We start from the raw sequence: 18,700 nt of genomic DNA on the forward strand, positions 1-18,700 counted from the left end.
GCATCTGACCCCGATCATCCCTCGGCGTCCAGCCCCTTGCCTTCGAACCAGTCCATGACGCGGGTGGCCCAGCCTTGTGGCGCGCCGTGCCCGCCCTTGTGCAGCATCAGGCGGATGTCGCCCGCGGCGCAATCGGACCAGTGGCGGAACCACAGATCGTCTTCAAAACTGTTGCGTTCTGGCTGGCGAGCGTCGCAGCCATTGGTTTCGCGCAGAATTTTCAGCGACGCCCAGACATCGCCCTGCACCACCGCGCCGCCGCCAAAGGAACGCCCCTCCAGCGGGACGGTCCGGTCATTCCAGCCATGGCTGTGAAACAGGCGCACCGGGGCCGCGCATCCTGTCGGCAGATCATCCCAGAAGGTGCCCGCCAGCGGGGCATAGGCATCGGCAAAGTCAGGCATCTGGCAGGCCATATCCCAGACAAACGACCCGCCACGTGAAAAACCGGCAAGCAGCACGGTTCCACCGTCCAGCCCCGTCCGCGCACGGACGTCGGCCATTACGTCGGGCAGGAATCCGAAATCCTGCCGGTCATAGTCCAGATTCTTGCCCCGCACCGACCAGTCCCGCTTGAACCGACGGGTCGGCTGATCGCCATCGGGTGCCACAAAGACATAACCACGCGCCAAAGCCTCGCGCGCCAGGTCGGAATTGAGCAATCCGCGCCCACGCCCACCGCCGCCATGCAGATGCATGACGATGCCGCGTGGCTGCGTCACCTCCGGCACGGCCATATGATAATTGCCGTTTGGCAGGGCGCAGGGGTCATCACGCCCTCCGCAAGCCGCGGCTGCAGAGATAGGGAACAGGACAAAGGAAAGCATGGCGATCAGGAGGCGGGACATGACTGTGCTCCGGGTGTTGTGTCCCATCAACTCACAGCAATCGTTGCGGGCGCGCAACTCACGTCAGCGTCAGATGTCCAGCCCGTTGCAGGTGCCGACACATGCCACGATAAAAGAGGCAGACGCTTGGCTGAGACCAGCGACCAATATCATGGGGGATAGAAATGACACGGACCGGAGTGATGCTTGCAGCGGCAATGGTGATGCTGGCCGCCTGTGACGAGACCACGCAATCAGGCGGCGCTGGAGGGCCCTTCATCTCGCCCCTGCCTGAACGCATTGTCGAAATCGCTGATCCAAAACAGGATCTGAACGCGGTCAAGGTCGATCCGGTGGATGGGTGCCTCGTCTACCGCCATGTCGGCCCGGTCGAAACGACCTTCCTGCCGCTGCGCACCCGCCAAGGGCGCCCTATCTGCACGCAAGTGCAGGAAGAGGCTGCACCGGCAACCACGTGATCACCCCCAGGCGACGCAAGGCACCGGACGAGTTCCCGGGCCAATTCCCGTTGGGCTGGGCTTCTGCTCGTTTCATCGTTGGACCCGGCATCACGCGGGATCAGCGCACATATCACTCCAGCCGCAGTGAATACACATTGTTCAGGTACGCCTGCTCATCGATGCGGAAATGCGTTTCCCCGACATGAGCAAAGCCCTGCGCCAGGTAGAAGCCGATCGCAGGGTCATTCTCTGCATTCGTAGCAAGCCAGACAGAATCGGCTCCAGCGCCGCGACAATGCTGCAGCGCTGCACCCAACAGACGTTTGCCTATCCCTTTCCCGTGATGCCGGGGCTGAACATAAAATGTCGAAATCTCGATGTCTGAACAGCCCGGCACGGGCGCCGGGTTGGCAAATGACACACGTATGAACCCGTCAATACCGTCTTCGTTTTCCGACACAAGGAGGACGTGGCTGGGGTCCGAAATCAGCTTTGCGGTCTTTTCGACCGTGAACTCCTCCAAGGCATAATCTGCGAAAAAGGCGTTCACACCATTCTTCAGATACGTACCAATCCAGACTTCAATGGAAATGGCGGCGATGCTGGACGCATCAGTGGGTTTGGCGGGGCGCAATGTCATGGCGCATGGATGCGGGTTTTGTGTTGAAGGTCAACGCGCTTGCGGACGTTTGAGGCAGGCAAAACAGCCCAGCCATAGGGAAAGGGAGCGGCCAAGATATGACCGCGCCCCGCACTTTTGACGAACTCTTGCGCGTTGCCTAGCTCGCTGCTGTTACACCATCTTCCGTCGGATACAGGAAGGCGGTCGAGCCTGGCGTAACATTGGGATAAAGCTGGTTGATATGCGCCATGATCATACGCACGCAGCCCGAGCTCGCCCGTCCGCCGATCGAGCGGGGGTAGGGTGTGCCATGAATGCGCAGATACGTGTCGCGGTTGCCAACGAACAGGTACAAGGCGCGCGACCCAAGCGGGTTTCTTGGGCCACCATTCATTCCGTCTGCATGTCTTTCGAACAGTTGTGGGTCGCGTTCGATCATCGCCTTGGTCGGCGTCCATGTCGGCCACTTGGCCTTACGTTTGATCGTGTAGGTGCCCGGTTCATACAGGTTGCCCCGCGCAATGGCTGCGCCATAGCGCATCGCGGTGCCGTCTTCCTGAATATGATACAGATATCGCGCTACCGCATCCACATGGATGTCACCCGGCTTCAACCCGTCATTGGCCTGCACGCGCTGCGGCAGAAACCGGCGGTGCACACCCCAGGGGTTCGATGTGGTAAGGTCGAAATTGGCGGGCGTGACTTGCGAGTCCCACGCGGACCATTTTGATTGATCGGAAATGGGGCGTGCCAATGCAGGCCCGGCAATGGGTGCCGAAAAAAGAGCGGCGGTGGTCATCACAAAATGGCGTCTGGTCAACATGGATAAAACTTCCTCACACTGAATTGCCTCTATCATATGCCAACCGCTGCAGGATGGGCAAATGGCGCCCGAACCGGTCACGCCGTTGTGACCGGCTCCAGCATGTCCATCAGACACTCATGCAGATGTATTTCATCTCCAGGAATTCCTCGATCCCGTGATGCGACCCTTCGCGGCCCAGACCGGATTGCTTGACGCCACCGAACGGGGCCACCTCGGTCGAGATGATGCCGGTGTTGACCCCGACCATCCCATATTCCAGCGCCTCGGCGACCTTGTGAACCCGGCTCAGATCGTTGGCGTAGAAATAGGCGGCAAGACCAAAGATCGTGTCGTTGGCCATAGCAATCACATCGTCCACGTCCTCGAACTTGAACAGCGGGGCGAGGGGGCCAAAAGTCTCTTCATGCGCCACTTTCATGTCCTGGGTCACGCCAGTTACGACGGTGGGTTCCAGGAACGTACCGCCTAGCGGGTGGGTCTTGCCCCCGGTCAGGATCGTGCCGCCATTGTCGATCACATCGGCCAGATGATCCTGCACCTTCTCAACGGCTTTGTCCGTGATCAGCGGGCCGGTCGTGACACCATCCTCAAGCCCGTCCCCAACCTTTAGCGCCTCAACAGCTTCTTTCAGCTTCGCGGCAAAGGCGTCGTAGACACCAGCCTGTACGTAAATCCGGTTGGCACAGACACAGGTCTGGCCCGCATTGCGGAACTTGCAAATCATCGCACCTTCGACGGCGGCATCCAGATCGGCGTCGTCAAACACGATAAAGGGGGCATTGCCGCCCAGCTCCATCGAACATTTCATCACCTGATCGGCGGCCTGACGCAGCAGGATGCGCCCAACCTGGGTCGAGCCTGTGAAGGTCAGTTTGCGCACGGCAGGGTTCTCGCAGAACTCTTTGCCGGTCTCGGATGCGTTCGAGGTTGTCACCACCTGAAACACACCCGCCGGGATACCGGCGCGCTCGGCCAGCACACCCATCGCAATGGCAGACAAGGGGGTCAGTTCAGCCGGGCGGGCGACAAAAGCGCAGCCCGCTGCCAGCGCAGGCGCCGCCTTGCGGGTGATCATCGCGTTCGGAAAGTTCCACGGCGTGATGGACGCCGCCACCCCAATGGGCTGTTTCAATACAGTTATACGCTTGTCGCGCTGGTGGCCCGGGATCGTCTCTCCATAGATGCGCTTGGCCTCTTCTGCAAAGAACTCGACGAACGATGCGCCATAGGTAATCTCGCCCTTCGCCTCGGCCAGCGGTTTGCCCTGCTCGGCGGTCAGGATGGTGCCCAGGTCGTCCTGGTGTTCCATCATCAACTCGAACCAACGGCGCAGCACGGTGGCGCGTTCCTTGCCGGTCCAGGTGGCCCAGTCCTTTTGCGCCGCCTCAGCGCCCGCGATGGCCTCTGCCACTTGCGCGCGGCTCAGGTCGGTCACCGTGGCCACGACATCTCCTCGGGCGGGGTTGGTCACATCGAATGTGCCTTCATCCCCGCTGATCCACGCGCCGTTCACATAGGCGCGGGTTTCCAGCAGCGAGGGATCCTTCAGCATGGATTTGAGATCGGTGGTCTGGTCTAGCATGGTGCGTCCTTTTCGGGTCTGTTGCATGTCAAACAACACGGGGTAGGCTTGTCCAGTTCCAAAGTCAGGAGGGTCATGATGCCAGACATGGACGATGCCTATGCCAACGGGGCCTATATCCAAGGCGCCGCAGACTATCCGCCACGCTGGGCCGAGGCGGCGCAAGCGTTTCGGGATGGGCTTGGTGCACGAGCGCATCTGAACCTCAGCTACGGTCCGTCCGACCGGATGGCTCTTGATCACTTCATGCCCGAGGGCGAGGCACAGGGCACCCTGATCTTTGTGCATGGCGGTTACTGGTTGAAGTTCGACCGGTCCTACTGGTCACATCTGGCCGTAGGCGCATTGGAGCGCGGATGGTGTGTGGCAATGCCCTCCTACGATCTGTGTCCGACCGTGCGGATCGCCGGGATCACGCAGCAAATCGCGCAGGCCGTGATGGCCGTGGCCGAGGGCAGCATGGGGCCAATCAGCCTGGCTGGTCACTCGGCGGGCGGGCATCTTGTCGCTCGGATGCTGGCGCCGGGCATGCTACCCACATCTGTCCTATCGCGGCTAACCCACGTCATGCCTATCTCTCCGGTGTCGGACCTCGAACCACTTTTGCAAACAGCCATGAATGTCGAATTTGGGATGGATGTTGCAATGGCACGGGCCGAAAGCCCGATGCGGCAACCGAAACCCGATACGCCAGTCACGGTGTGGGTCGGGGCCGAGGAACGACCGGTGTTTCTTGATCAGGCCCGTTGGCTGGCCAAGGCTTGGGGCGCCGACCACGTCGTCACCAAGGGCGAACATCACTTCAACGTCATCGACGCGCTGGCAGACCCGGAGGGCGACATGATCCAGCGCTTGACGATGGCACCATGACGCGCAAGAAATAACTTGGTCGCAGGCGATGGCGTCGCCAGCATTTTCAGCCGTATTCCATGTCCTGAACGCCGGGACCTTTCTGAAAAGGAGGGTCAAGGATGACCGCTCGCCCCGATTTCTACCGTTTTCACAATGGCGCCAAGGACGCATTGCCGTTCGACGCTGCCGAATATGAAGCGCGCCTCAGCGAGTTGCGCGAACGAATGGACGCGCAAGGCGCCAGCGCCGCTGTCTTCACGTCGATGCACAATGTCGCTTACTACTCGGGCTTTCTGTACTGCGCCTTTGGCCGCCCCTATGCTTGTGTCGTGACTGAAGACGCCTGTGTGACCATCAGCGCCGGCATCGATGCGGGCCAACCCTGGCGGCGCAGCCACGGCGACAACATCACCTATACGGACTGGCAGCGCGACAATTTCTGGCGCGCCGTGCGCGAGGTGACGGGCGAAGGGGCCGTGATCGGGGTCGAATCCGACCACCTGACCCTGCTGCAGCAGGCCAAGATGGAGGATTTCCTCAAACCCGTCGCCACCGTTGATCTTTACGAAACCACGATGACTCAACGCATGCACAAGTCTGAGGCCGAGATCGCCCTGATCCGCCATGGCGCGCAGGTGGCCGATGTGGGCGGCTACGCAATCCGTGACGCGATCAAAGCGGGTGTGCGCGAGATTGATGTGGCCATGGCGGGCCGCGACGCGATGGAGATAGAGATCGCAAAGCGCTTTCCCAATGCCGAATATCGTGACACTTGGGTGTGGTTCCAATCAGGCATCAACACAGACGGTGCGCACAATCCGGTCACGGGCCGTATGCTTGAACGGGGTGATATCCTGTCGCTGAACACCTTCCCCATGATCTCGGGCTACTACACCGCGCTGGAGCGTACGCTTTTTGTCGAGACGGTGGATGACGCGAGCCTAAAGATCTGGAACCATAACGTCGCGGCACACGAGTTGGGCATGTCGCTGCTGAAACCCGGAGTCACATGTGCCGAGGTGACCGAAGGCGTGAACGCCTATTTCCGCGAACATGGCCTGCTGCAATATCGCAGCTTCGGCTACGGTCACTCCTTTGGTGTTCTCTCGCACTACTATGGCCGCGAAGCGGGGCTGGAACTGCGCGAAGACATCGACACGGTGCTCGAACCCGGCATGGTCATCTCGATGGAACCGATGCTGACCGTTCCTGAGGGTCAGCCGGGTGCCGGTGGCTACCGCGAACACGACATCCTCGTAATCACCGAAGACGGCAATGAGAACATCACTGGCTTCCCCTACGGACCGGACAACAACGTGGTGGGTTAACTCGCCCCACAAAACCAGTTCTGCCCTTGATTTTCACCACTCACGGGGGCCGAAGCCCCCGCTTTTAGTTTGCGTCAAAACCCACGCCTTTCCATAACGCTGTGTTTTTGCAACTATTCCATCGATTATCGACGTAGACTGATGTAAATGCGTGTTACATTGCCTATATCTGGCACAACGCATTGAGTGGAAAGGACATTTCATGGCGGATTTCGCGAGCCAGGTTGAAGAATCTCAATCTCAGGTGGCAGAAGCACAAGAAAAGATCGCTGAGCTGACCAGCCGGATCGAGATGGCGCGCGCCAAGATGAAATCGGGCGATGACATTTCGATGGATATCGAGAATGCGACGCTGGAAGACGTGCATGCCCATACGGACGTGATGAACGCCAACATCGCGGAACTCATTATGGGTCTAGATGATGTGACCGCAGCATTCTCCAAAGATTTTGACGAGATGCGGTCCAAGACAGGCTGGGAGAGTTTTGTCGGCATCTTTGCCAAGGCCAAGTCGGAATCGATGCGTCAGGAACGCGTGCGGTCCGCCTCGATCGACGATAAGCTGCAAGACCTGATCTCGAAATCCGACGTGATCGTGCAGTTGCTGCAGGGTCAGCTGACCATGCTGGAAGAGCAGAAAACCAAGGTCGAAGCCAACCTGACCGAAACGCTGGACGAGCGCGAATTCACAGTGCAGGAGTTATCCGCCTTGCAGGCTGATATCCAGGCGATGGACCCGCAGATCATCACGCTGGAAAACAAGATCGCATCCGAGACCGACGCCGCCAAGCGCACGGCGCTTGAGACGGAACTGGCCGACATGAACTCCAAATACAACGAGATGGTGCAGGAAGAGCAGGTCAAGGTTGCGCAGTCCCAGACGCTCGAGCGCTATATCGAAAAGGGCAAGACCTGGGTGGACTCGCTGCAAAACCAGGCCGCGACCCAGATGGTGCTGATCAACAAGCTGCAAACAGACACCAAGCAGCGCGTGGTCCTTTATGACGCGCTGACCAAGTCTTTGAAGACAGCCCAACAACAGGACGTCGCCCACCGCATCAACGAAATTGGTGTGAAGACGGACCAAGAGGCGCAAACCGCCATGGCCGGGATCGGTGCAGCAACGAATGCCCGCATGGCCGACATGCTGGAAGCACACGAAGACCAGATGGTCTTTGCCCGCGACGTGCTGGAGCAGAAGGCCAAGGCGGATGAGCGCTTCGCGCGGCGTTTCGCGCAGATCGTCGAGAAGCACGACAGCAATGCGTATGGTGGGTGAGGCGGCCAGTGCCTGTTCCTAAAGTCAAGAAAAGCGTCCATTGGATTGATCGTAATGGTGAAGTTCTTTGGGCAGCACTGTCCGGACTGTTCTACCTTGGTCTAGGTCTGAGCATTGGGACCGCTAGCCCATGGCTGTTTGTCTGTATGCTTTGCCTATTTGTGGTGTCAGTTCGTGCGCTGAACAATTTTACGCCTGCATCACAACGGCGCAAGGGGTTAGTCAGCTATGCGGTCTATCCGCTGATGGCATGGCGCCAATGAACAAGGTTTGTTTGTTAGATGTTTCGTCCGGCGGCACCGCCGGGCAGCCCCCGACCGCCCCCCCGGGCGGGGGCTACACCCCCACCCGCGGCCGAGGACTGCCGTCTGCACGAGATTTTAAAGGTGGCTGCACGTGAAAAAGAAGATTGTCTTTCTCGTGTTGGCTGTCGCTGCCCTGATCATTGCATTTGCTCTGCAGGCGCCTTGGTTGGCATGGCTGCCTAGCATTGCTTTGGTTTTATTGGCGCTGGTTTTTCTGGGAGGCGACGCGCCTGCGGACAAAACTGGTCGCCAAAAAATGAGTGACGGCTCCGGCCCCGGAGCACAGGGATGGTGAAAGCCGAAACCTCTGGCCTCACTGACCTCTTCGCCTCGCGCCGCTACTTCAAGAAGTTCGAGACGATCACCAGCCACCTCGCCCGCGTCGCAGGCGTGATGGAGGCGGAGGGCGATCTGAACCGGGACGAGGTCAAGATCCTTACCCGCTATATCGCGGAACTCACCTTCACCTTCCGCGCGCTTTCCCAAAAATACCTGCTGGTGGGCCGCGACACCGGGCGCTTCTTTGGCTCGCTCGCCATCGACAAGCGCTACAGCGGGTTCCCGGCGGCCGAAGAGCTGCTCACCATGGCCTCCGACGCGTTGCAGGCCGACCGCCATCTCGACCGTATCGAACCGGCGGACGAGCTCAAAAAGCAGATGGTCGAGGTCATCATCGGTGACCGCCAAGTGCCCACGAAACTTCAATTCGCCCTGTCCCAGCGGCTCTATTACGAGGATCTGATCAAAGGCCAACTCTTCTGGCCACGCAACGATCCGCAAATCGTCTGGACCGGCAATCTGAGCGACGACCGCCGCAGCTTCCGCATCCACTGGGCAGTCTATGACACGGAACTGAACCTGCCCGTCATTTACATGATGGAGGTCGAGGACACGGGCCGCACAGCCCTGCCCAAGGACCCCCGCCGCTGGCCCGAAGCGCAGGCGCACCTGATGGCGCAGTCGCTGGGTAAGCTGAAGCTGGTGACCATCGCCAAGGGCTTTGACGAGGATTTCGACGACCTGCACCCCAAACGTCTGCGCCGTTTCTATGCGGGGCCCATGTACTCTTCGGCCTTCACCGCGCAATCGGGCCCCATCCTCGACGTCCTCAAAGCCGCCCGCGCGCCCGAAGGGCAGGATTGGGCGCTGGTCTGGACCGAGGAAGACCTGCACTCCGAACGGGTGATCGAGGAACGGTTGGGCTGGTTCTCCTCCGTTGAGCGCGAGGTCTTCGCCCTCGACCCCTTCTCCGGCCGCGGTGCCGACCTCGGGGCAACAAGAATGGAGCGCAGCATTGTCCTACCCCAACGCGCCTTCCAGGCGCTCGAAGAGATGAACCCACCCGGCTTCGGCTCGGTCCGCAAATTCGTGGTCAGCCCTTCGGGGCGGGTGCTTCGGTACTGACGGGTGGGGCAGATGGCAGATCGACCCTCCGGGGGGGATTTTTTGGAACAGAGAAGTATTGGACGGTGAGATGAGCCAAACATCGGATCAGATGGAACTGCGCGAGGCCGAGATTACGGCGCACTACCCCATGGCGCTGTCCATGTTGCAGGGCTTTGACCATGCGCCGCGCATCGGCAAGGGCAAGGAAGTGCCGCAACAGGAACGGTCCAGCGGTGTGGGCACCCGCCGCCGTTTCCGTACAACCACACCCGGCCTTGTGACCCGCCGCACCGTGCCCACCGGGGTCGTACAGCTGTTGGCGACCATCGAAGGGGCCGATGACGACGACGCGCTCATGTCGCCGGTGCAGGCCACCACGCTCAACGCCCTGCGCCGCGCCATCTCCATCGCGTTGGCGGTGGCCGAGAACTACGCCTCTGTCTCCGGCCTCGCCGATCTGAAACGCGCCAACCTCGAAGGGGCCTTGCCCGCCGCTCGCAAGACCGAGTTTGCTGAACTGCTGGCCGCTGAGGCGCTCATCACGCTCTATGTCTTCGGCAACGCCACCGCCTACCTGCTCTCGGCCCACCAAACGGAAGTCACGGCAGAGGTGGGCGAGGTCGAGGAAATCCTGACCGACAACGGCCAGACCGCCCTACATGGCTGCCTCTGGGAACTCGACCAGGACATCGCCACCCATGCCCCCGACGACGCCCATCTTGTCGCCACCATCACAGCCTTTGCCGAGGCGCTTATGGAGAAGGTCAGCTTGCGCGCCCAGAACGCCCCGCGCCTTGCCCCCTTCACCGGCGCAAGCTGGCGTGTGGAGGCGGATGATTTCACCGTTCAGGGCTTCACCCCGGCGACCAAGGCCAAAAGCCAGACCCTCACCATGACCTTCAAGAAACCGCACGAGGTCGTGGGCAACCATATCGCCAAGTACCAGGCCATGAAGCTCGCCAAGATGCTCATGGCCTATGATTTCGACCGGCGGCTCAACCCCTTTGCCGAACTGGGCGGCTTCATCTTCACCTTCATGGGCGACGGCAAGCCGGGGACGGGGAAGACGACCCTGATTCAGATGATGGCTGGTCTGATCAATGGCTATTGCAGCGTCGCGGGCCATGCCTTCCGCTACCAGAACCTATCCACCGACAACATCGACAGCTACCAGGGCAAGTCCGGTCAGAATGCCAAGGCGTTCATCAACAATGTGCTCGATCCCGGCGTGATCGGCTTCGGCACCATCGACGATATCGACCAGCTTGCAGGCAAGCGCGGCGATCGCCAGTCCTCCGCCGGGCAACTCGAAATCACCGCCGTGCTGATGGAGAGCTTTGCCGGTGCCAACACCGTCGTGCGGGGCAACTGCACGTTCGGCATGTTCTCGAACTACCCCGAGAATGTGGACGATGCCCTGCGCCAACGCGCCGGGGCGCGGTTCCTCGTGGACGGGCCGCAGACGCGGGAGGATTACATCGATATCCTTGCGCTCCTGATGGGCAAGAACCACGACATCCCCATGGGCGCGCACGAATTGTTCTCGGCGCAAGAGATCAAGAAGGCGGTGGCGGCGTCCTTCGATAGCCACAACCGTCCGCACGAGGCGGGGCTGATGGATGTCTTCGACCGCGTGCATTCGGACGTGGGCGAACTGAACACGATTGCCAAGCTGGGCACCTACCTGAAGGCGATCCAGCAGGCCGACGAACGGTTCACCGGCCGCGCGATCAAGAACATCACGGATGCGGTCAAGGTCCGCGCCATGGACTTCGAACTGCCCGATGAATGGATGGAGAACCCCGAGCTGTTCCTGTTCAAAGCCTACGACGAAAAGAAGGCGATGATCGAAGACCTGCGCGTGCCGATCACGGTCGACATGGTGGTGCAGGAGATCAACCGCTACGCCGACAGCGAGTTCCGCTATGCGGACAAGTCGGATGAAGTGGCGATCGAGGCGATGGTGCGGGACTTCAGGCGGCAGGAAGAGGCGAAGAAGCGGTATTTGGGGACAAAGCCTTGATTGGGTTGATTGTCCTGGTAGTGCCGATCATTTTGTCGATCCCATTGGCGGTTCTTCTTGGGAACCATGCCACTTCTATTGCCAAGAGGGGGTCTCGCTTTGGTTTTGCTAGGATGCTTGCTGCGGTTGCTGTTGTTCTGATCGGGGTTGGATTTGTTCTGTCATTCTTTGTGTTCAATCCCGTTGGGTTCTTCATCGGTGACCCACCAACGTTTCGGGACCACGTGTCGCATGCCGCATTGCAAGCCGGGCTCATGGCCTTTCTTGTGGTTCCTGCAGCCCTCTTGGGGTTTAAGTCCGGGACGGACGCGTAGAGCTATGGATTTGAGGAGCAACACAAGCCGGGCTGTGCCCGACCTCGGGTGGGCGCAAATTGCATTGGTGCATTGCGAAGCATATGCACTTCGCAGTTCGACCGCTCGGCGCGCAACATCAACGATGCGCCCTCCCGGGGGGGAGGTCGGGCGCGGCCCGGCGATGCCGGGCACCTACAGTCCGAATGATGCACCAATTTCGGAGGACAACATTTGATACTCTGGATCATCACGGCAGCCGCCCTCGTCCTCGGCACTGTCCTCCCCCTCCGCTGGGGCGTCTTCGGTTTACTCGCCGCCGCAGCGCTCCTGTTCCTCACCCAAGCCGCCATCTACACCGCCATGGGCTTCGAAGGCACGCCGCTCTCTGAAACCATGCTGCTCTTCAATAACTCCTGGGCCGCCTATATCGGCTACAACCTCCAGATCACCTTTCGCAGCTTCGCCCTGCCGCTGCTGGCCCTCGCTACCCCGCTGATCTTCCGCTTGGGGAGGCGCACATGATCCTGACCGGTATCATCGCCATGGGTCTGATCGTGGTCGCAGCATGGCTTTTGCCGCCCTACATCAAGCGTGCGCTGCCATTGCCGGAGTTCCTGTTCGGCATGGTCTGCACCAGCGCCATCATCGGGATCGCTGCGGTGATGGTTCTCCTCATCCAAGCCATCGGCCTTCCGCTCCCTATCCTCGGCCCCAGCGGGGACGCAGGCTTTGGCAACGCCCTCCTGTCACTTTCCATGCCTAGCGTAGGCGTGCTGATGATCCGGCTGGCGCAACTCAGGGGGACCCGCCCATGATCCGCCTGATCCAACGCGGCCTGATGTTCGGCAATCTCTTCCACGTGGCCTCACCTGCGTTGGTCGAACGCTACAACCGCGCGCTCGAACACCTCACAGGCAAGCGCACCGCCCTCACCGATTTCTACATCGACATCTCCGGCTACTCGCCCGAGGTCGGGAACGAGCTGAACGATCCGCTTTACCTCAACCACAACGGGGTCAACCGGCAGTTCATCCTGCTGAGCACCGAGCAGCGTAAATGCCCGTTGCTCGACGCGAAATTTTCCACCTCACACGGCATCCTCAAACGGTTCATCGCGGAAAACGAGGCGGCGCTTTTTGCCCTCACCGCTCGCGACGCGGTGGCGGGTGAACTGGTCAACACCGTCTATGACATCAGCCATCCCGCACGGCTCTTCGATCTGCGTGCTATCACGGTCGAGGCGGATACCACGCGCGGCACAGTGCGCAATGCCGACAGGCTGGCGGGCAAGGTTGACAGGTTCCTGTCCGAGGATGACGCATGGTTTGATGACGTGCTGATCGGCGAGATGATCCAGCTTGCGGGTCAGACCGGAGATGTCACCCGCAACCCGGTCAAACTGAAACCGCTGAAGATGGATAAGGGCAACTTCTGGACATCCCATTTCGGCGGGCTCTACATCTTCCAGACGCTTGATCACCCAGCGACCATCGCAGCGACCCAAAAGCCCGAAGACGTGCCAACCAAGTACACGTTCGACCTGACCGAGCGAAACCGCATCGCCAAGTTCCTCGAATACAACGATCTGGTCGAACCGGTGGTCAAAGTGCGGGGCATCAACGGGGCCGCGATCCTGCGGCAAAAGATGGATTTCATCCTCGTCTCTGCTGTGACCGAGGCTGGCGTGGACCTTGCCGGAACGACGCGGCGGGACATGCGCAGGCTGGCCCGCGACCATGCGCACCTGTTGTCCGACGAGTTTCGCGGACTGGCCGATTTGGTCAACTGGGCGGAAAACGGCGGTAAGTGGCCCCGGATCAGTTCACAACACCCGGCCTATTTCTACACGCTACGGGCGGCGGATACGCCCGACGCGGATTTGGTCAATATGCTGCTGGCCGAACTGTGCCCGCGCGACGTGCGCCAGCTCTTTATCTGTCACAAGCAGGCATTCTATGCCACCTATGCCACATGGCCGGAGGCGAAAAAGGAATATGTCGCGCAATATCTCGAGGCCGAGTACAAGGCCGACAAGGTTGGCGCGCGTCAGGCCCTTTTTGGCCATGACGCGCCTATGGAGCCGGCCCCACAGCCCCGCGATCTGATTGAGCGGGTTGGTCCCTGGGGCGCGGTGAGGAGGTAAGACAATGGTACTGGCCCGACTGTTCCTGATCGCGTTTGTCGTGCTGACGGTGATCTATGTCTGCCTGTCGCTCTATTCTCGGGCACGGGCGCGTGACAGGCTTGAGGCGGAATGGGACGCGGGTGACAAGCCCGGTCCCCGCGAGGCATATGTGCAAGACGGACTTGCTGACTATAACGGGTCGCTCCGGCGAAAGCTGATCCTCGGCGTCTATATCGTGCCGATCTTCCTTGTGGGGTTGATCATCTATCTTGTGAATTTCGCCTGAAGGGGACGTTATGCGTTACATCGGCTGGACATTACTGATTGCGTTCTGGGTCTTGGTGGGTGCGGTGCTGCACTACACGCTGCCCCAGCGCGACATCGTGCGGATCGTGAACACCTATGAAGAACGGCAAGAGCTCGGGGACTGGACGCGCATGTTCTGGTCGCGTCCTGACACGCAATCCGATGGGCTGATCAACCGCGATGTGCAGTTCATCCAGACGGTGCGTGCCAATGGGCGGCCCATGGTCTACCGGAACGAAGATACGGGCTGGAGCTGGCCACCGTACTTCAAGTTCGACACGTCGAACCTGTACACTGAGGCGGCGGATTCCGTATCAACCCGCGACGCGCCGGAATGGTACGTGCTGACCCATTACGGCTGGCGGAACGAGTTTCTAACAATCTTCCCCAACGCGATCTCGCTGCGTCAGGTCGAAGGACCGGACGCGTCCAAGGGCATCCCGTGGGTTAACATCATCGTCCTTACGATCATTGCGGCGATTTTCTACGCGATATGGGTGCGCTGGCGTCGGTTCCGCCGGGCACGGATCGACCCAAGGTTGGAAGAAATACAGGACAGTTGGGAAGCCGCAGGCGATGCTGTGTCGGAACGGCACGGGCGCATCCGCCGCTGGCTGGACACCTGGAAGTCGAAATAGGGCGGAGGACACCTCCGCCTTACAGGCGCATCTATTCGTAAGGCGGATCTCGATCCGCCCCACCCGGCGCAGGATACCTGCGCCTTACGGCAGCGGCCCGGTGCGCCAGAGCTTCACCCGCAACCCACCATGGGCAATACTCGGTCCCTCCGGCTCAAACGACAGCCCGGTCGCCTTCGCCAGCGATGCTTCGCTGGTGACAATACCGACCTGCCAATCTGAAAACCGCTCGGCCAGCACCTGACCCAACCGGCCATAGACCGGGTAGAGGGCCTTCTTGTTGCCGATCCGGGCGCCATAGGGTGGGTTCACGATCACCAATCCCGGTGGGCCGTCCGGCGGGGCAATGTCACCTGCATTTCCGGTCTCAAAGGATACAAGATCAGCGACGCCTGCCCGTTCGGCATTGGCGCGGGCCATAGCAATCACACCCTGATCCCGGTCCGACCCGGTAAGGCGCACTTGTGGTGCGCCCCGCCGCTCAAATGTGCGCAGCGCGTCAACCGCAGCCGCGTCAAACCCGGTCAGATGCTCAAAGGCGAAACCGCGTGCCCGTCCGGCCTGCAGACCCGCGGCCATCTCGGCGGCCTCGATCACAAAGGTGCCCGACCCGCACATCGGATCAAACACGGGTTGTGTCCCGTCATAGCCGCATTGGCGCAGGAACAGCGCCGCGAGGGTCTCGCGCATGGGGGCCTTGCCGACCGCCTCCTTGTGGCCGCGCTTGTGCAGGGGCTCGCCTGACGTATCCACGCTGATCGTAACCCGGTTGTCATCGATGCGGATCTTCAGCGTGACCGGCGCCTCACTGGCCACAGTCATGCCCGCGCTTTCAACCAACGCCGTCTCGACCCGCTTGGTCGCAGCACCCGCATGATAAATCTTGGACTTGCGCGATGTCGCAACCTCGACCCGCACGGGAACATCGGCGCGCAAAACCTCACCCCAGGGGAACTTGCGGGCACGCTTGTCCAATTGGGCCAGATGGAACGCCATGAAAGACCCCATGCGCCACAACACCCGCGTGGCCCCGCGCAATTCAAGATTGGCGCGCCAGACCTCTGACCACCCACCACCGATAAAAACGCCCCCCGGGGTCACCCCCTGCACATCAAAGCCAAACGCGCGGGCCTCGTCGGCGAGCGTATCCTCCATCCCCGGCAAGGTGATGGTAAAGATCGGGGCTGTGATTTCGGTGGACATGACAGCGTCTATAGGCAACCGGCCGGGTCAGCGCGACCGCAAAGACGCAGGCTAGTCGGAAAACAAGTAGTCGACGGATGCAATCTCGCGGGCCTTGTCCACCGGCACACTCAGGAACTGCGACAGGCTCGATGCGTTGTCCTCAATGTCCGCGGTTTCGACCATCCGGTTCAAATGCTCGAAATCCGCGTCGCGGATGCGATCGGATTCGAATGTCATGTCATTGCGGATCGTTGGCAACAAGCGTTCAAGCGTTTCGATGCTGGTCTGTTCGCCAGCCAGACCCACACGCATGGCATGCCCGATCAGATAGTCATCGGTGAAGGCGCACTGAATTTCCAGCATCCGCGTGATCGACCGGTCGCCTGCAAAGTCCTGCAACAGGTCCAGGTTGCCCGGATCCATACAGACGATCAGGCGATCCGTGTCAAAATAGTCAAACAGCATCCGCATCAAGGCCCGCCGGTGGCGGGTCCGTTTTTCCAGCGTCTTCTGGATGCCGCCCAGATCGGGCAGGGGCGTATGCTCTTCGTTGAACAGGTATTCGATGGCGGGCACATTGGTCGTGGCCCGGATGCGCTCGAGCAGCCGTTTGGCTACGTGCCATTTCTTGCACACGATGATCAGCAATTCGCGATTGCGGCCGAGCGTGCTTTCGGTTTCCCAAAACCGGGTCGCAAATCTGCGCCCGATCCGGCCCCGTCCAGTCAGGAACTTGAACAGGCTCGCCCCTTCGTTCGAAATCAGGAACTGCACATTCTCGGCTGCATACAAAAGGCCGAGGCGGCGCTTCAGGTCTTTTGCCTCTGGGCTGATCTTGCGGGCAAACAGGAAATCCTGGCTCAGCAGCAGGTCATAATGGTCATCATAGAACGTGACCGGCATGCCGTAATCGGTGAACATCAGGAAGGTCAGCGTGCGCGTGCGGATCTCGTCCTCGGGCACCACATGTCGCACGATGGTCTGAAAGAATGTCTCATCCGGAATCCACGTGGTCCGGAAAAAGCGCATCACATCCTTCCGCTGCCGGGTGAAATCCAGAACCCACTCAATGGTCCGACGCCGCAGACACCACCACTGGCTGCCGATCTGCACCTGAATGTCAGATGGAATCTCGCGCTTGATCCCGAAACGTTGTTGCGTGTGGTAGCTGGTATAGAACCGCCATTTCTGGGTCCGTTCGTTGAAGAAGTGGCGATAAATCAGCCGCTCTTCTTTCATCCCGGTCTTGATCCAGTCACTTTCGAAGTAATCAAAGCTCTCGATGAAATCAGCGTCGTTGTCATCGAGGAAGCGGTGCGTGTACTCCGCCGACTTGATCGCCATGCAATCACCTGACAGCATGTAGAAATGCGTGGCGCGCGGGAATGCCTCGACCGCGCTTTCAACAGCATAGAGCGTGGCCTGCACAAGGCTCCATTCGCCCCAGCCGCACCTTATGCGACGATGGGCAAAGACAACGTTGGGGTTGTCCTTGAGGGCGGCGCGTATCCTGGCAAAGGCAGCGCCGCTGGCACGGGCATCAAAATGGATCGCCATATAGTCGCCCGCAGCCGTCAGCCGTTCCGCCTGCTTGATGATGGCATCCGGGTCTTTGTGACACAGCAGGATGTAGGCGATTTTTGCCATTTAGGAAACTTTGCTGCCTCTTAACGCGCGATTGTTTACGGTGATAAAGCTAAGGAGAGATTGAATAAACAGGATTTCTTTGCTTTTTTGCGCGATAACGCGGGCGACAAGGATCGCAGCAAGTAAAAAGGGCGAGTGGTATGGGGTTCCCGGGGACCTGGATGACGGAAAGCGAAAGCGTGGTGTACCGCGTGGTGCCGAAATGCGCGTGTTCGACCATCGGGCAGATCATGTTCTATTCCGATCACGGCGAATTCTTTGATGGCGATATCCACGACGCCCAGGGCGGTATGCACAAATGGGCGCTGGATGCGAGCCAGCCAATCATCACGGACAACGTGAAATCCCACGGCTCTTACGCGTTCACCTGTGTCCGCAATCCCTACACCCGCATCTTGTCGTCCTTCTTTGACAAGATCTGCGGCATCCAGCGCAACGGCAAACGCTACCGCGGCAACCTCGTGCCCCTCCTGATCCAGAAATACGGGATCGAAGTGGGTGGCGATGACGGCAAGCAGGAGTTTGATCAGATCAAGTCGTTCCGCCGTTTTTTGCTCTTTGCCCGCGACACCATTCGCTGGCGTCGCCCGATGGAGCCTGACATTCACTGGTCCGCCATGTCCGGCCATGTCAGCACTTTCATCGTGAACGGCGGCCGCTATGACAAGATCATCTGGACCGAGAAGTTCAACGAGGGCATGGAAGAGGTCATGCAGGCCATCGAAACGCCCAACAGCGTGAACATCGCCGACATCCCCCGCTTCAACGAAAGCGAAGGGCACGGGCCCAAGCGCGCCCACCCGGTCGAGGATTACTTCGACGACCTGTCGATGCACCTCGTCTACGAAATCTACAAACGCGATTTCGAAGTGTTCAAATACGATTTCGAAGATCCGTCCAACAAGATGCCCATTGGCGAGATTGACCTCGACGAGGTGCACAAGAAGTTGGGCGACTGACGGGCGTCTACCTTCTGGTTTGATCATTCGCTAACACCACCGCCACAACTGCG

Annotated in this window: 20 protein-coding genes; 14 read left to right on the forward strand and 6 right to left on the reverse strand. The window is 60.0% G+C overall.

Annotated features, from left to right (window positions below; genetic code table 11):
* Window positions 1-14: 14 nt before the first annotated feature.
* The gene (locus IE087_RS14265; protein ID WP_189370044.1) at window positions 15-848 is read right to left on the reverse strand and encodes a CE1 family esterase; all 834 of its coding nucleotides are present in this window, start codon (window positions 846-848) and stop codon (window positions 15-17) included.
* Window positions 849-1,012: 164 nt separating this feature from the next.
* Here IE087_RS14265 and IE087_RS14270 point away from each other — a divergent pair, with 164 nt between their 5' ends.
* On the forward strand, window positions 1,013-1,306 hold the full coding sequence (locus IE087_RS14270; protein WP_189370045.1) for a hypothetical protein: 294 nt from the start codon (window positions 1,013-1,015) through the stop codon (window positions 1,304-1,306).
* Between the two features lie 112 nt (window positions 1,307-1,418).
* Here IE087_RS14270 and IE087_RS14275 read toward each other — a convergent pair whose 3' ends face one another.
* From IE087_RS14275 to IE087_RS14285, 3 genes are all read right to left on the reverse strand, one after another.
* Window positions 1,419-1,928, reverse strand: a complete 510-nt coding sequence (locus tag IE087_RS14275) for a GNAT family N-acetyltransferase (RefSeq protein ID WP_189370046.1) — start codon at window positions 1,926-1,928, stop codon at window positions 1,419-1,421.
* Window positions 1,929-2,067: 139 nt separating this feature from the next.
* Complete coding sequence (locus IE087_RS14280; RefSeq protein ID WP_189370047.1) at window positions 2,068-2,733, reverse strand: L,D-transpeptidase; 666 nt, start codon at window positions 2,731-2,733, stop codon at window positions 2,068-2,070.
* 109 nt (window positions 2,734-2,842) lie between these two features.
* On the reverse strand, window positions 2,843-4,318 hold the full coding sequence (locus IE087_RS14285) for an NAD-dependent succinate-semialdehyde dehydrogenase (protein ID WP_189370434.1): 1,476 nt from the start codon (window positions 4,316-4,318) through the stop codon (window positions 2,843-2,845).
* 78 nt (window positions 4,319-4,396) lie between these two features.
* Here IE087_RS14285 and IE087_RS14290 point away from each other — a divergent pair, with 78 nt between their 5' ends.
* The 12 genes from IE087_RS14290 (at window position 4,397) to IE087_RS14345 (ending at window position 14,856) form a co-directional block, all read left to right on the forward strand.
* Window positions 4,397-5,188 (forward strand): hormone-sensitive lipase, encoded by a 792-nt coding sequence (locus tag IE087_RS14290; protein WP_189370048.1) that lies wholly within the window; start codon window positions 4,397-4,399, stop codon window positions 5,186-5,188.
* 101 nt (window positions 5,189-5,289) lie between these two features.
* Window positions 5,290-6,498, forward strand: a complete 1,209-nt coding sequence (locus IE087_RS14295; RefSeq protein ID WP_189370049.1) for an aminopeptidase P family protein — start codon at window positions 5,290-5,292, stop codon at window positions 6,496-6,498.
* A 202-nt stretch (window positions 6,499-6,700) separates the two neighbouring features.
* Window positions 6,701-7,777, forward strand: coding sequence for a coiled-coil domain-containing protein (locus IE087_RS14300; RefSeq protein ID WP_189370050.1), 1,077 nt, complete (start codon window positions 6,701-6,703; stop codon window positions 7,775-7,777).
* A gap of 396 nt (window positions 7,778-8,173) precedes the next feature.
* Entirely contained in the window at window positions 8,174-8,377 is a 204-nt protein-coding gene (locus IE087_RS14305; RefSeq protein WP_189370051.1) for a hypothetical protein, read from the forward strand.
* Window positions 8,371-9,486 carry a hypothetical protein gene (locus IE087_RS14310; protein WP_189370052.1) on the forward strand — a complete coding sequence of 372 codons (1,116 nt, stop codon included), beginning with the start codon at window positions 8,371-8,373 and terminating at the stop codon, window positions 9,484-9,486. The genes IE087_RS14305 and IE087_RS14310 overlap by 7 nt, the downstream gene beginning before the upstream one ends.
* Before the next feature lie 70 nt (window positions 9,487-9,556).
* Window positions 9,557-11,491, forward strand: coding sequence for an AAA family ATPase (locus tag IE087_RS14315; protein ID WP_189370435.1), 1,935 nt, complete (start codon window positions 9,557-9,559; stop codon window positions 11,489-11,491).
* 113 nt (window positions 11,492-11,604) lie between these two features.
* Window positions 11,605-11,805 carry a hypothetical protein gene (locus tag IE087_RS14320; protein WP_189370053.1) on the forward strand — a complete coding sequence of 67 codons (201 nt, stop codon included), beginning with the start codon at window positions 11,605-11,607 and terminating at the stop codon, window positions 11,803-11,805.
* A 213-nt stretch (window positions 11,806-12,018) separates the two neighbouring features.
* Complete coding sequence (locus tag IE087_RS14325) at window positions 12,019-12,309, forward strand: hypothetical protein (protein ID WP_189370054.1); 291 nt, start codon at window positions 12,019-12,021, stop codon at window positions 12,307-12,309.
* Window positions 12,306-12,602 (forward strand): hypothetical protein, encoded by a 297-nt coding sequence (locus tag IE087_RS14330; RefSeq protein ID WP_189370055.1) that lies wholly within the window; start codon window positions 12,306-12,308, stop codon window positions 12,600-12,602. Before IE087_RS14325 ends, IE087_RS14330 begins: the two co-directional genes overlap by 4 nt.
* Window positions 12,599-13,930: a DUF6638 family protein gene (locus IE087_RS14335; protein ID WP_189370056.1), complete on the forward strand. Its 1,332-nt coding sequence runs from the start codon at window positions 12,599-12,601 to the stop codon at window positions 13,928-13,930. The genes IE087_RS14330 and IE087_RS14335 overlap by 4 nt, the downstream gene beginning before the upstream one ends.
* Window positions 13,931-13,934: 4 nt before the next feature.
* Entirely contained in the window at window positions 13,935-14,198 is a 264-nt protein-coding gene (locus IE087_RS14340) for a hypothetical protein (protein WP_189370057.1), read from the forward strand.
* A 10-nt stretch (window positions 14,199-14,208) separates the two neighbouring features.
* Window positions 14,209-14,856: a DUF1523 family protein gene (locus tag IE087_RS14345; protein WP_189370058.1), complete on the forward strand. Its 648-nt coding sequence runs from the start codon at window positions 14,209-14,211 to the stop codon at window positions 14,854-14,856.
* A gap of 84 nt (window positions 14,857-14,940) precedes the next feature.
* Here the strand turns inward: IE087_RS14345 and IE087_RS14350 are convergent, their stop codons facing one another.
* A complete protein-coding gene (locus IE087_RS14350) occupies window positions 14,941-16,059 on the reverse strand; it encodes a THUMP domain-containing class I SAM-dependent RNA methyltransferase (RefSeq protein ID WP_189370059.1) in 1,119 nt (372 codons plus the stop codon).
* Window positions 16,060-16,110: 51 nt separating this feature from the next.
* Complete coding sequence (locus IE087_RS14355; RefSeq protein ID WP_189370060.1) at window positions 16,111-17,688, reverse strand: DUF5928 domain-containing protein; 1,578 nt, start codon at window positions 17,686-17,688, stop codon at window positions 16,111-16,113.
* Between the two features lie 140 nt (window positions 17,689-17,828).
* On the opposite strand from IE087_RS14355, the gene IE087_RS14360 reads away from it, so the two are divergent.
* Window positions 17,829-18,647 carry a sulfotransferase family protein gene (locus IE087_RS14360; RefSeq protein ID WP_189370061.1) on the forward strand — a complete coding sequence of 273 codons (819 nt, stop codon included), beginning with the start codon at window positions 17,829-17,831 and terminating at the stop codon, window positions 18,645-18,647.
* Window positions 18,648-18,700: the final 53 nt, after the last annotated feature.

The sequence above is a fragment of the Tateyamaria omphalii genome, assembly GCF_014651375.1.
GTDB classification, from domain to species: Bacteria; Pseudomonadota; Alphaproteobacteria; order Rhodobacterales; family Rhodobacteraceae; genus Tateyamaria; species Tateyamaria omphalii.

Coding starts and splice junctions, on each gene's coding strand:
- IE087_RS14350 (WP_189370059.1), bottom strand. CDS start 16,059: ATGTCCACCGAAATCACAGCCCCGATCTTTACCATCACCTTGCCGGGG.
- IE087_RS14355 (WP_189370060.1), bottom strand. CDS start 17,688: ATGGCAAAAATCGCCTACATCCTGCTGTGTCACAAAGACCCGGATGCC.
- IE087_RS14315 (WP_189370435.1), top strand. CDS start 9,557: ATGAGCCAAACATCGGATCAGATGGAACTGCGCGAGGCCGAGATTACG.
- IE087_RS14290 (WP_189370048.1), top strand. CDS start 4,397: ATGCCAGACATGGACGATGCCTATGCCAACGGGGCCTATATCCAAGGC.
- IE087_RS14335 (WP_189370056.1), top strand. CDS start 12,599: ATGATCCGCCTGATCCAACGCGGCCTGATGTTCGGCAATCTCTTCCAC.
- IE087_RS14275 (WP_189370046.1), bottom strand. CDS start 1,928: ATGACATTGCGCCCCGCCAAACCCACTGATGCGTCCAGCATCGCCGCC.
- IE087_RS14280 (WP_189370047.1), bottom strand. CDS start 2,733: ATGTTGACCAGACGCCATTTTGTGATGACCACCGCCGCTCTTTTTTCG.
- IE087_RS14330 (WP_189370055.1), top strand. CDS start 12,306: ATGATCCTGACCGGTATCATCGCCATGGGTCTGATCGTGGTCGCAGCA.
- IE087_RS14300 (WP_189370050.1), top strand. CDS start 6,701: ATGGCGGATTTCGCGAGCCAGGTTGAAGAATCTCAATCTCAGGTGGCA.
- IE087_RS14320 (WP_189370053.1), top strand. CDS start 11,605: ATGCTTGCTGCGGTTGCTGTTGTTCTGATCGGGGTTGGATTTGTTCTG.
- IE087_RS14265 (WP_189370044.1), bottom strand. CDS start 848: ATGTCCCGCCTCCTGATCGCCATGCTTTCCTTTGTCCTGTTCCCTATC.
- IE087_RS14270 (WP_189370045.1), top strand. CDS start 1,013: ATGACACGGACCGGAGTGATGCTTGCAGCGGCAATGGTGATGCTGGCC.
- IE087_RS14310 (WP_189370052.1), top strand. CDS start 8,371: ATGGTGAAAGCCGAAACCTCTGGCCTCACTGACCTCTTCGCCTCGCGC.
- IE087_RS14345 (WP_189370058.1), top strand. CDS start 14,209: ATGCGTTACATCGGCTGGACATTACTGATTGCGTTCTGGGTCTTGGTG.
- IE087_RS14295 (WP_189370049.1), top strand. CDS start 5,290: ATGACCGCTCGCCCCGATTTCTACCGTTTTCACAATGGCGCCAAGGAC.
- IE087_RS14340 (WP_189370057.1), top strand. CDS start 13,935: ATGGTACTGGCCCGACTGTTCCTGATCGCGTTTGTCGTGCTGACGGTG.
- IE087_RS14360 (WP_189370061.1), top strand. CDS start 17,829: ATGGGGTTCCCGGGGACCTGGATGACGGAAAGCGAAAGCGTGGTGTAC.
- IE087_RS14285 (WP_189370434.1), bottom strand. CDS start 4,318: ATGCTAGACCAGACCACCGATCTCAAATCCATGCTGAAGGATCCCTCG.